This is a genomic window from Agathobaculum sp. (genome assembly GCF_022775115.1).
Lineage (GTDB): Bacteria > Bacillota > Clostridia > Oscillospirales > Butyricicoccaceae > Agathobaculum.
Genome location: NZ_JALFLA010000004.1, coordinates 1 through 12,195, shown reverse-complemented (window position 1 = coordinate 12,195; position 12,195 = coordinate 1). Strand labels below are relative to the sequence as shown.

General features: G+C 54.5%; 12 protein-coding genes. 1 reads left to right on the top strand and 11 read right to left on the bottom strand.

Features of this window, described 5'->3' with window-relative positions; genetic code table 11:
- Positions 1–40: 40 nt before the first annotated feature.
- From MR935_RS00485 to MR935_RS00470, 4 genes are all read right to left on the bottom strand, one after another.
- Positions 41–352: a flagellar hook-basal body complex protein FliE gene (locus MR935_RS00485; protein WP_290570089.1), complete on the bottom strand. Its 312-nt coding sequence runs from the start codon at positions 350–352 to the stop codon at positions 41–43.
- Between the two features lie 33 nt (positions 353–385).
- Entirely contained in the window at positions 386–853 is a 468-nt protein-coding gene (gene flgC / locus MR935_RS00480) for a flagellar basal body rod protein FlgC (protein WP_290570087.1), read from the bottom strand.
- 15 nt (positions 854–868) lie between these two features.
- Complete coding sequence (gene flgB / locus MR935_RS00475; protein ID WP_290570085.1) at positions 869–1,246, bottom strand: flagellar basal body rod protein FlgB; 378 nt, start codon at positions 1,244–1,246, stop codon at positions 869–871.
- A 458-nt stretch (positions 1,247–1,704) separates the two neighbouring features.
- Positions 1,705–3,924, bottom strand: a complete 2,220-nt coding sequence (locus MR935_RS00470; protein WP_290570083.1) for an S-layer homology domain-containing protein — start codon at positions 3,922–3,924, stop codon at positions 1,705–1,707.
- A 267-nt stretch (positions 3,925–4,191) separates the two neighbouring features.
- Between MR935_RS00470 and MR935_RS00465 the strand changes: the two genes are divergently transcribed.
- Positions 4,192–5,136 (top strand): hypothetical protein, encoded by a 945-nt coding sequence (locus MR935_RS00465; protein ID WP_290570081.1) that lies wholly within the window; start codon positions 4,192–4,194, stop codon positions 5,134–5,136.
- A gap of 96 nt (positions 5,137–5,232) precedes the next feature.
- On the opposite strand, the gene MR935_RS00460 is transcribed toward MR935_RS00465, so the two are convergent.
- From MR935_RS00460 to MR935_RS00430, 7 genes are all read right to left on the bottom strand, one after another.
- Complete coding sequence (locus MR935_RS00460) at positions 5,233–6,276, bottom strand: ribonucleotide-diphosphate reductase subunit beta (RefSeq protein WP_290570079.1); 1,044 nt, start codon at positions 6,274–6,276, stop codon at positions 5,233–5,235.
- Positions 6,277–6,291: 15 nt separating this feature from the next.
- Positions 6,292–8,826 carry a ribonucleoside-diphosphate reductase subunit alpha gene (locus MR935_RS00455; protein ID WP_290570078.1) on the bottom strand — a complete coding sequence of 845 codons (2,535 nt, stop codon included), beginning with the start codon at positions 8,824–8,826 and terminating at the stop codon, positions 6,292–6,294.
- 297 nt (positions 8,827–9,123) lie between these two features.
- Entirely contained in the window at positions 9,124–9,306 is a 183-nt protein-coding gene (locus MR935_RS00450; protein WP_290570077.1) for a YjfB family protein, read from the bottom strand.
- Between the two features lie 161 nt (positions 9,307–9,467).
- The gene (locus MR935_RS00445; protein WP_290570076.1) at positions 9,468–10,685 is read right to left on the bottom strand and encodes a 3D domain-containing protein; all 1,218 of its coding nucleotides are present in this window, start codon (positions 10,683–10,685) and stop codon (positions 9,468–9,470) included.
- Positions 10,682–11,008 carry a carbon storage regulator gene (locus MR935_RS00440; RefSeq protein ID WP_290570074.1) on the bottom strand — a complete coding sequence of 109 codons (327 nt, stop codon included), beginning with the start codon at positions 11,006–11,008 and terminating at the stop codon, positions 10,682–10,684. The genes MR935_RS00445 and MR935_RS00440 overlap by 4 nt, the downstream gene beginning before the upstream one ends.
- Entirely contained in the window at positions 11,002–11,448 is a 447-nt protein-coding gene (gene fliW / locus MR935_RS00435; protein ID WP_290570073.1) for a flagellar assembly protein FliW, read from the bottom strand. The genes MR935_RS00440 and fliW overlap by 7 nt, the downstream gene beginning before the upstream one ends.
- Before the next feature lie 12 nt (positions 11,449–11,460).
- Positions 11,461–12,063, bottom strand: coding sequence for a DUF6470 family protein (locus MR935_RS00430; RefSeq protein WP_290570072.1), 603 nt, complete (start codon positions 12,061–12,063; stop codon positions 11,461–11,463).
- Between the last annotated feature and the right edge of the window lie 132 nt (positions 12,064–12,195).

Sequence of the window (12,195 nt, the reverse complement as noted above, 5' to 3'; positions counted from 1 at the left end):
CTTCCGATTTTTCTCTGATCCGTAACGCTTACCGACGGCGTCAGATACTCATGCGCGACACTTCATTGTAAGCATCCAGCGCCTTATTGCGCAGCTGCACCAACAACTGCACCGACAAAACCGCCTTGCTGCTTGCGATTGTCAGTGTAGACGGATTATCCAGCTGGCCGGTTGCCATCAGATATTCGGCTTTGTTTTTCTCCGCGTCAGTCTGCTTTACGTTGTCGATCGCACTGCGAAAGATATCCTCAAAAACCGGCAGGCCACCCTGCCACTCGCTGCTTTTTACCCCCTGCGACGACTGCAGCGAAAGTGTATCCCACAAGGGATTGATCTGTCCGATAACTGCCACTCTCTTTAACCCCTCTCTGCTGTCCGAAGAAATTTACTTGCCGATGTCAAGCGCTCTTGTTGCAACGGTCTTGAGCGTATTGAACGCGGTCACGTTTGCGGAATAGGCCTGCGTTGCCGCCATCGCGTCGGTGATCTCCTTGACCAGATCGACGTTAGGCAACTCAACATAACCCTGCTCGTCCGCATCGGGATGCGTCGGATCGTATTGCAGCTTGAGCGGGCTTTGATCCTCTACGATCTGGGTGACGCGCACGCCGCCCCGCTCTGACAGCGTTCCTGCCGCCTGCGGAACCTGCCCAGCCGCGCGCGCAAGCACGCTGCGGAAGGAATCTCGTCCAGCTTCAGCTTCCATCACTACCAGCTTGCGCCGGTACGACCCTTCGCCGCCCTCTACGCGCGTCGTATTGATATTGGAGATGTTTTCTGCGATAACGTCCAGCCGCAGCTGCTGCGCGGTCAGACCCGATCCGGTGATATTCATCGAACTTAAAAATGCCATTTTTGTTTCCCCCGATTATCCGGTGATCGCCGTGCGTATAAGCGTCAGATCGTTTGAGATCGCATTCATCACATGCTGCATTTGCAGCGCGTTGCGAGCCAGCTCAATGCTCTGCTCAGTCGCATCCACACCGTTCCCATCCATGCGGGCGCTTTCACCTTCCGCAACATGAACGGTCGGTGAGGCGCTTTTCAGCGCCTCACTCATACGGTTCGCACTCGAGGAAGCTGCTCGCAGGCGCGCGCGCAAAGTCTCCTCAAAAGTGACATATTTCGTCTTATAGCCCGGAGTCTCGACATTGGCCAGATTGTCAAGAATGGCAGTCTGCTTCGTCCACTGAAAATTCAGCGAACGTTCCATCATCAGCAGCGCGTTGTTGGTAATGAACTCCATTTGACTTCCCTCCACTCAAATCGCTCCACCCGCCGCGCACCCCGAAACGCTCATCCACGCCTTAATGTGCGCTGTGTGCGTATCCCGAAGGCGGCTGTGTGAACAAGATGCAGGCCATCTGCACGGCATGTCATCTTTTCGTATCAGACAACCGTAAACTATGCAAATTCCCTGTCTTTTCCATCCTATGCAGTGATGCGGCAAGCAAATACACATTCTTGCGATACATGCGCTGCCAATAGATTTATGGTGAATTTTGCTGCTTATTGCTCTACATTATTATAGCATATCTGACAAAAGAGTGCAATATCAAGTTGCTATTCCCTTGTAAAAAAGCAGAATTTGTCTGTATCCGCTGAAAAAGCTTTTCATTTTTTGCTTTCACTTTTGAAAAATACACTAGCAGAATACAAACAAATTTGTCGCTTTTCGTCGCTTTTCGTCGCTTTTCGTTGCTTTTAAATGTCAGAAGATGCCAATTGAATGTACCGGTATGCCCAGTATGTGCGCGGCACATCGGTATAGCTGATCTGGCTGCCACCCGACACGCGACCAAGCACGCCGGTCATCAGTGTCGCGACCTCACTGCGCGTGATATAGTCATATGGCCGGAACGTACCATCCGGATAGCCGTTGACCCAACCCCGCGAAGCCGCATAAGCGATGGCCGTCCGGTTGCTGCCCGTAACGTCGCCAAAGCGCGTCAGGCTGCCCGTATACGACGGCTTGCCCGACAGGCGGTACAGCATCTCGACCAACTCACCACGGGTAATATTCTGGTTGGGATAAAAATAGCTGCCGCTATCCACAATGCCCGCCTTGGCAAAGGTATTGACCTCGGTTGCACACCACATATTAGACGGCACATCATAGAAATTGCCGCTCGTCGTGGTCGTGCCGGTGACGTTGGACATACGGTACAGCATCACGACCGCTTCGGCGCGGGTGATATTGCTCTCCGGCCGGAACGTGCCATCCGGGTAACCGGTCATAAAAGCACCCCGGCTGGCCTCATTAAGCTGTACCAGTCCGGTGACGCCGCCCGGTGTAGTACCCGGCGTGGTGCTGCTTCCCGCGTAATATGCCCTGCCGGAAACTGTGACGTTCTGCCGGATATCGGTCAGGTACAGCGAGACTACGCCGCTTGTGTTGCGGCGCATTTCGTATGTCGTACCGCTGACGCTGACCGAGGTATTATCTGCACCAACTGTCTTGCTGTTGGTTCCGATTTTGACCGTGATCTCGTCGATTTGATAGTTGGTCGACGGCGTGAAATAAAACGTCACCGCGTCGCCCGCGTAGATTTGACTGCTGCTCACGCTTTTAGTGATGGTCATGTTGCTTGAGGACTGAATGGTCAGCGTTGGACGGGATACCGAGCCGGAGGCGTTGGAAATTGCCGACACGGTAACCGGCTCCCGGATGTTATCCACATATAAAACATATTTGCCGTTTCCCTTATCCTCGATCGCGTAGGTGCGCCCACCCACACGGATCTCCCCGTTGTCCGGGCTAACAGTCGCCGAGTTAGAGCCGATCTTCAACGTGATCTTCTGCACCGCGTAACGGGTGGAGGTCGTGCTGATAGTGAACTCCACATCGTCGCCGCGCGCGACCGTGTCTCCGCTGTCGGAGTCGATATTAATGCGCGTGCCCTCGTCTATCGTAATGGGGATATTGTTCTCATCATAGGTCGCGGTGAAATACAGCGTATAGTCGCTGTGAATCTCCGGCAGCGTGAACGTGACCGAGCCGTTCGATTCCTTGATCGGTATCCGCGTATTACCCATCGTCAGATAGGTCTGTCCAGCCGCCCAACTGGCGTAGGACTTGCCATACTGGCAGGTCAGATCGCCCAGCAGATAACCGCTTTCCTGATTGACCCGAATGTACAGCGAGTCTCCGTCATTGACGGTCGTCGTGGTGCTGCCCGGATTGATCAGCTTGAGGCCGTTGTCCATCTGGATAGTCACCTTATGGGTGACCGGTATCTGCTCCACCGTGGCCGCAACAGTCAGATTATCATACAGCTCGCCCGTAACAGCGGTCTGATTGGTCTCGCTCCAGGTGATTTTCAACCCGTTCCACGTGGTGGAGGATGTCACTGTCGTACTCACCGTGCCGTAGGTCAGGCTGAGCTTAGTTAGCCGGTAGCCCCGATTCGGGATGACCGATAGAGTTGCCGTTTCACCGTACTCGTAGGATTTTCCGCCATCCACGGCCGCGTTGGCCGCTGTGATGTCGGCTATGTAGGGCGGCATCTGCTCGGTCTGGATGGTGACCTTAACCGTCTTGCCCTCGGTCAGCGCGCCGGTCTGGATCGAAAAGCTGCCGTTTCTCGTGCGCTCCGGCCATGTGACGATCGTGGCAGTCACATCCTTCACGGTGGCGGTTTTGCTCACGCTGTTGACCGTCATCATCTGCGTATCCACCGAATCGCCAACTGAGACCTGCACGCCGGTAGGCCGGTAGCCGGTATCCATGGTAAAGGAAAAGGTGTGCGACTGCCCACTTTGCAGGGCAGCATCCTGTTTATCCAATGTCATATGATAGCCGCCAACCGTCACTGCAGCTTCGGGTGGAGCGATCACCGTAACATCATTGGCGGCCAGTGCCGCCGGCATCCACAGCAGCGCTGACAAAAGCAGCGCCAATCGTTTTGTCCATCGCTGTCTCATTGTTTCAAATCGCCCTCCCCAAAAGCCATGCCTTCTACTCCGCTATAATAGTCATACGCGAAAGAATTATGGTTTCTATTTTAACATGATTTGGTCTTCCTCTGCAAGCAGTAATAACCTGTTTAGCATAATTTTTTTTGCCATCTGTCCCGCTTTTTCCTGCTATTATCTTAATACGAAATTTTAACACAAATTATCTTGCTTTTCCAACAAAAAAATTGTACCATAATATAGAATGATACTTTTGTCAAAGGAGACGCAACATCTATGAGGCGACTACGCATATTGCTGCCGCTCGCCGCGCTGTGCGTGGTCACAGCCTGCGGCAAGGGCGATACAGATGCCGCACCTGCGATCTACACGCTGGAGGGAGACTCCATCCCCGCTTTTGATCAGCTTTTGACCGAGGAGACCGGCGGTGTGCTTGCATATACCTTCTCCCAAGGTATCGGCGGAGATGGCGCGGCAGCCGAGGAGACCAACGGCGACACCGTTGTTTATCCCTCCATGACCTATGACTACCAACAGTTTGCCGAAGGCACGACCGGCGCACTGGCTGAAAGCTACGTCACATTGCTGACAAACGAGGAAAACGCGCTTGAGATGGATGACAAGGAAGTGCCCTCTTATACGGGCGCGGTCGGTTCGGTGCTGCTGTATCGGCAGGCCGTCGCGCTGGATGAAACCGGCAGCCCGATCAAGACCGCAGCCGCAGGCGGCACCGATGGGGAGCAGACGGAGGACGAGGAGGCGCAGGCAGCGCTCACTCCCTATGCCGATTATGAAAAGGATAGCGAAACGCGTTTTCAGGTGCGCATCGACTGGACGCCAAGCAGCTGTCTGGTCACGCTCTCCCGCGTACCGCATCAGGCCTTGACCGCCAATTCCCTGCTGGGTGAAAATATCGCCCTCTCCTTTTCCTCTGCAAAGGATTTGATGCTGTCGCTTTCCCCTGCTGAGATTGGCCTGCCCGGCGCGACAATGGCCGAGTACAGCCTCAAGCCCGGCCCGGGCTTCGTACTGGTTGAGGATATCCCCTGCTTGGTGGTGTATGTCTTCGGCAAAAACAACACCAACACAAACTCACGCTTGGGCACTTACTTCATCTCGGCCGACGGCGCTGAGCTTTTTCAGGAAACCGCCCCGGGCGAGGTCAAGCAGATCGTTCTTCAGGAAAACCCCAAACTTCCCTCCTATACTATTGTGGAATAACGCAAAAAGCCGCCGCTGAACTTTGGTTCTGCGGCGGTTTTTTGATTTTTCTGTAAAGGCAGCGCATGTATGCGTAAAGCGGCGCGCAAGTGCGTTTTACAGGTCATCCACCAAAGCGCTGCTCTTGGCGTAGGCCGTGCTTCTGGCCTCGAAAAAGTCGGTTTTGATGGTGTTTGCATTGGCGTATTGCGATACCCATGACATATTGGCCGGCTCAGTATCATACCCCTCATAGATCGGCGCGAGACCGATAGCGCGGCAGCGCAAATTGCCGAGATAGCGGATATAGTCGGTCACCATATCCATGTTCAGCCCCTCGACCTCATTGCCGATCACATAGTGCCCCCACTTTATTTCCTGCTCACAGCCTTCTCGAATCATGCCGCGATAGATATCCAGCTTGTCCGGCGTGAACAGCGCGGGATACTCTTTGGTCATCTCCAGCAGTATGTTGGAAAACAGCCAAAGATGCGTGTTCTCATCACGGTTGATATACCGGATTTCCTGCACCGAGCCGGGCATACGGTTATGGCGCGCGAGGTTATAGAAAAACATAAAGCCGCTGTAAAAATATACACCCTCTAAAATATAGTTGGCGATAAGCGTTCTCACCAGCATCTCCATGCTGTTCTCCCGCTGAAAGTCATTGTACAGCGTGCCGATGAACTCGTTTCTGGCCAGCAAATGCTCGTCCTCTTTCCACTGGTAAAGCACCTGATTGCGCTCCTGCGGCTCGCAAATCGTGTCCAGCATATAGCTGTAGCTCTGGCTGTGCACCGCCTCCTGAAAGGTCTGGATAGAAAGGCAGAGGTTTACCTCGTTGGCGGTGATATACTGGCTGATGTTAGGCAGATTGGCCGTCTGGATGCTGTCCAGAAAGATCAGGAAGGAGAGTATCTTATCGTACGCCCGCCGCTCAGCCTCCGGCAGCAAACGGTAATCCTTTATGTCAATCGCCAGATTGATCTCCTCAGGTATCCAGAAATTATTCATGGCTTGGCGGTACCAATCGCTTGTCCAACCATATTTCACATTGTTAAAATCATTCAGGTTGGTGGTGTTGCCGCCAACCAGCCTGCGGTTTTGCACATCAATATCCCCCGCCGGGTTGAACAGGGGCTTTCTAATCAATTTTAACATAAGCTCTTATCCTCTTTACGACGAACACACTTCACACTCTTCCACCTCAAGGCTCTTGGAGCGTATATAATAGATGGTTTTCACGCCCTTTTCCCATGCCAGCAAATAGAGGTTGAGCACCTTGCGGAAGGTATATTCGTTGGTGATATACAAATTCATACTCTGCGCCTGATCAATATGGCGCTGGCGGACGCCACAGGCTCTGACCGACCATGTCTGGTCGATCTGGTGCGCATTTTTATAATACCAGAAGGTCTCCATGGAAAGCTCGGGGGCAACGCGCGGCATTAAGCCGTTTTTCTTCTCCTCCAGAAAATAGCGGCTCATGATGGGGTCTATCCCCGCTGTCGTTCCCGCCACGATGCTGGTGCTGCCCGTGGGCGCGACCGCCATCAGATACCCGTTGCGTATTCCGTTTTCCGCCACCTTACGGGCCAACGCCTGCCAGCGCTCGTCGGTCAGCCCGCGCTTGGTGAAATATGCGCCGGTCTGCCAGTCGCTTCCGGCAAAATAATGGTAGCTGCCCTTTTCCCGGGCATTTTCGCAGCTGGCTTCAATGGCTGCGTAGTGGATGCGGTCGAAGACATCCTCGGCAAAGGCCAGATGCGCTTCACTTTCCCAGGGAATACCCGCCTTGGCGAGCATATGATGATAGCCGCTGATCCCCAGCCCCACGGGACGGTAATTTTCGTTATTGATCTTGGCATAGGAAACAGGGAAAAAGTTCAGGTCGATTACATTGTCGAGTGCACGCATCGCGCTGCGGGTGATTTCGGCGATCTCCTCGGGATCTTTCACGTCGATCCTGCCAAGGGACAAGCTGGCCAGATTGCAGACCACAAATTCGCCGGGTTTGGTCACAGTGACGACGACCTCGTCCCCATCCTTGGTCTTGATCTGCTCCTCGACAAATTCAATCTCGGCCATATTCTGCGCGATCTCCGTGCACAGGTTGCTGCAATAGATCATACCCTTATGCCCGTTCGGGTTGGCGCGATTGACGTGATCGCGGTTGAAGGTAAACGGCGTACCGGTCTCCACCATGCTCTTGATGATAAGGCGAACCAGCGACTTGAGCGGGATAACACGCTTGGATATGCGGGAATCACGCACGCAGTCCAGATATTTTCTCTCCCATTCCTCGCCGTAGCAGTCCTCCAGATGGTAACCCTTGATCGTGCTGATCTCATGCGGGCACATCAAATACCAATCGCCTTCCAGATTGTCCCGCACCTGCTTCCAGAAATAGTCCGGATAGCAAAGCGCGGGGAATACATCATGCGCCTTCATGCGGTCGTCGCCGTTATTGGTGCGCAGGTTCAAAAACTCCGGCACATCCCGGTGCCATATATCCAGATAAACGGCCACCGAGCCTTGGCGCATGCCCAATTGATCGACCGCGATCGCAGTATCGTTGGCAAGACGGATCCAACGGATGACGCCGCCGGCGACGCCCTCAAACCCGCGTATGCTGCTGCCGCTGGCACGCACCTTGCCAAAGTACATACCCATGCCGCCACCGAACTTGCTGACCTTAGCGAAATTGTCCAGCGAGCGGTAGATACCGTCCAAGCTGTCCGGGACTGTATCAATAAAACAAGAGGACAGCTGATGATAGGGCTTTCTCGCGTTGGACAGGGTCGGTGTGGCTACGGTCACCTGCAGCTTACTGAGCATATCATAGAACCGCTTGACCCACTGGGCGCGCTCCTTTTTCTCCTCCTTCATAGCCAGATGCATCGCCACACCCATGAACATCTCCTGTGGTGTTTCCAGCGGAATGTTTCTCCGCGTGCGGATGACATAGCGGCTCAGCAGCAGCTCAAGCCCGGAATAGTTCATCAGATTGCTGCGCTCCTCGCAGATCCAGCCGGCAAACTCGTCGATCTCCTCCCGGCTGTAATTTTCCAGAATATAGCTGCCATACAGCTTTTCTTGCGTAAAATACACCAGCTTGCTGTAAAAATCCTTGATGCCAAGCTCGTCCAAATGCTTTGCCAGCTTGTGCTGAAAATCAAGATAGAGCAGGCGGGAGGCGATCATCTCCCAACCCGGCGCTTCCCGTGTGGTCAATTCCACTGCGGATTTGATGAGCAGCGCCATTCTCTCGCTTTGGGAGCTTCCCTCCTTGCTCATGCCAAGGAATTTGTGGGTCAGATGCTCGATGGAGTATTCCATCTCGGCATATTCCTTTTGCGTCTGCCACAGCACCTGCTCCAGCGCGGGAAAATCCGGGAAATAATGCAGCAGAGCCTGCCGGGCATGACGCATCTGGGAGCGCTGCTGACGATACAGGATATAGCTTTTGAGCACCTTGTAGCGGTTTTCCTCCATCAGCGTCAGCTCAACCATATCTTGGATTTCCTCCACGGAGAGCGATAATTCGCCGCCTCGGCTGACAGGGAACTTTGCCTCTACATCCCGCAGGATCTGCTCCAAGGTATCCTGATCGGCTTCCTCGCCTACGCTGGAAAAGGCCAAGGCCACCGCCTGCTTGATTTTATCGCCGCAATATGTCTGGAACAAGCCGTTTCTCTTGATAATCCTCATATGTATGCATAACTCCTTCAAGTACAAATTATAGCATAAGCGTTAGTATTATAGCACAATATATATGTGGATTCAAGAGAGAAACCGCGCGGTTTACTTTTTCATCGCTTCCTGCTCCCCAGCTTGCAGCCCATCGGCGCGCCGCTGGGTCGACCTATTCTCTCCTGTGCTGCTTTGTTCCGATATTGCTTGACGCCTTCAGGCCGCTCGGCAAAGCAAGCTGCGAGGCCGGAAAATCTCTTTTCCGACCTCGCAGCTTTTCAGTTATGAAATTTGCGGCGCACCCCTACGCGGTTTTCAGGCGTAGGTGTCGATCTGACCGCCCAGTCCAGGTTCGCTCGGCAGCATTTTCAGCAGCTCCTGCGCCGCCAACTCAACCGAGTCCATCGACTTTTTGGTGACTGAAAGCGAGACATTCTGCTGTAGCTGCGCAGCCTGCATCCCCATCGCCATACCGGCAATGCTCGACATCATATCCATTCTGTAAACCTCCTTCTGTCATCCTCTTTACCGCGCAGATACACGGCATATAACGCACTCCGAATCTCCTTGCTTTGGCGTATACTCAGTATATCGGCTATCTGCTGCCTTATGTAAGGATAAACCGGAAATTTTCTCCTGTTCTCCTCGCGTGGGCGTGGTCAATCCTCCAAAATATACACCTTTGCCGCACGTACACCAAAATCCTCCGCCTCTTCTCCGGTCATGAAGAACAGGTCGACCCGGCTGCCTTTTATCAGGCCGCCGGTGTCCTCGGCCAGCCCCGGCCCATAGGACCATGATCTGTCCCCACCCTCAGAAACAACATAGACCCGACTGCCCAGCGGGATAACACGCGGGTCGACCGCAACTGTGCCATAACGCGTGGTCGTGCCGGTCGCGGTGGTCAGCCCGCCTTCCTCCACCCGGTGGTAGGCGGTCGCCTTGACGTTGATGACCGAGGAATAAGAAAAGGATGAACCGTCTCCCGCGGTGATGACCTTGTTTACGGTATCGTCCCGGATACCCGCAGGCACCGACCAGACCTGCGAACGTCCCGCGGTTGACAGCGCTGTGGTGTCCCCCGCCTGCCCGGCAGCATACGCGGAGGCCGAGGTGGCATTTACCGGCTGCTGCACATCGTCCGGCGTAGCAATCTCCCTGACCTCCGGCTCGGCCGTACCCTGCTGGATGCGGCAGCTGCGCGGCACAGTACGCACACGCTCGCGCATGACCTCGCGCGAGGCCTCCACGCCATCGTGCAGGGTAACGTTAAATACCGTTTCCTTTTCACCGCTTGCGCCGTACTGCACGATGCGCTGCTCCCCTTTGGGCAGCGTGTCCGTCTCTATTGTCTCAATCTCAAACGGGATGGCTTCCACCACGCTGTCAGTCTCATAGGTCACCCGAACGACCTTCACCTCGGTATCCTCGGTCAGCCATTCATCCAAGTCCGGCGTAATGATGTCATCCGCGCCATAGTCCACGCCGTTCTTCTCCAGCAGCTCACCCACCGTGCAGGCGGTGAACCAAACCAGAAAGGACTGGTCGGCGGTGACGATTTGCGCACTCATCTGGTGATCGAGCGTGATATACGTCGTTCGGCTTTCCTCGCGCAGACCGGCAATGGTCAGCCCTTGAAAGCCCGCCTTTTCACACGCCTCGCTCACCGAACCGGGATGCATCCGCACGACCTCGTAACGGCTGCCATCCGTGATGACATAGTCATGCGCGGTCAGCCACACCAGCGCGACCGGCACGATCACCACCAGCAGCAGCATGATGCCCGCAATCGCCGAAATCAGCCCCGAATACACACTCTCCCGCCGCTGCTCCCGCAGCCAAATATGCTCCCAGCCGCCCTGCCGTTTTTCCTTCACGGCGTACCGGGGCGGTCTTTCGTCTCGGTCAGCAGCTCATGCGCGGTCTTCGGCTGTACGGTCTCGGGCGTATACTCGTGCTGGCCGGCTTGCGGAGCGGCATGGCTCCACAGCAGCTCAAGCAGCTCCAGCGGCGCGTCCTGTCCGGCTGCCGCAGCGACATTCTCCTGCCGCGCCTCGATCAGCTCGGTACGCAGGATGGGGATATCACGCGGCGCGTCCACCGACAGCCGCACGCGCCCCATGCCGATCTCCCGCACCGTTATGACAATATTCTCACCAATCGTAAAGGATTGCCCTTGCTTGCGTTGCAAAATCAGCATACTTCATCCGCCTTCTTTCCCAAGGACGAAAGCGGGCAGCGCATCTCGTACTCATCCAGAATGACCTGCCGCGCCTTGCGGGTCTGATCGTTGAGCACGATTGGGCAGCGCAGGTTGACCGTGCTCTCTGACACCGGCTTACCCACGCGGCACAATACATAAAAGCACAGATCCTCGCTGCACGACACCTCCAGCCGCGCCAGCTCTTCCGGCGGAACCTGCGGCCGGTAGTCCGGCATCACCATGAACGGATTGAGCAGCGTAAACGCCAGATACGGCGTTGCCACGCTTTGCAGGCATAACAGGAAATCCTCCTCTTTCGCAAAAGAGAGGAGGACGAATTCTTTTTCCTGTTCAAAGCCAAATATTCCGTCCGGGAAATGCAGTGTGGTACGCTCATCAATGTTGAGCTCGCCAAAATATTTGGTTTGTATTTTCATATTCTGCTCCTATCAGGCTTTGACATCGACCGGCTCATACTCCGGATCGGCCGAGGGCGGCACATACATCGGCCCGCCGATATACTTAATCACCACATCCGGCTGCTGCGCCACGGTAAACTCTATGTTACCCGGCACAAATTCCACATTTGCATTTTGCATACGCCAGTCGAAGTTGAGCTTATCCATCTCATAACGAATATTGATCTCTCCGCCGTCCCATGAGATCTCCGGCCCGGTAGACGGCAGAAACTCCATCGCAAAATCCGTGTTTACCTGCTGCGATTCCATTGCAAATTGTGTAATCATCTGCTGTCCAATCTTGGCCTCCAGTAACAGTTTTCCATGCCTTGCGTAGGTAGCGGTCGCATTGTACACCTGCTGCCGCCCTTTCTGCGCCGCCTGCTCGACGCTGCGCATAGCTGTCGGCGTGATCGAATTACGTGCCTCAAAAGTATCCAGCTGTACCCTGATCGGACTGCTCTTGATACGCAGTCCCCCGTCGCTGCGCGAAATTTCCAGATCCACATTGGCGCGGGAGTATTCGAGCCGCGCATGATTCACCTTCATTTCCAGTTCGATTGGTACGCTTTTGATCTCAATCAATGGCTTCACGTTGATTCAACTCCTTTACTATATTTTATTTCATATAATCAAGGAAAGACTGGGACAAAATGCTGTTGCCAACACGCAGCGCCGCATTATAGCTATACTGCGCATATGCAAAGGTTGTCAGCGCATCGGCCA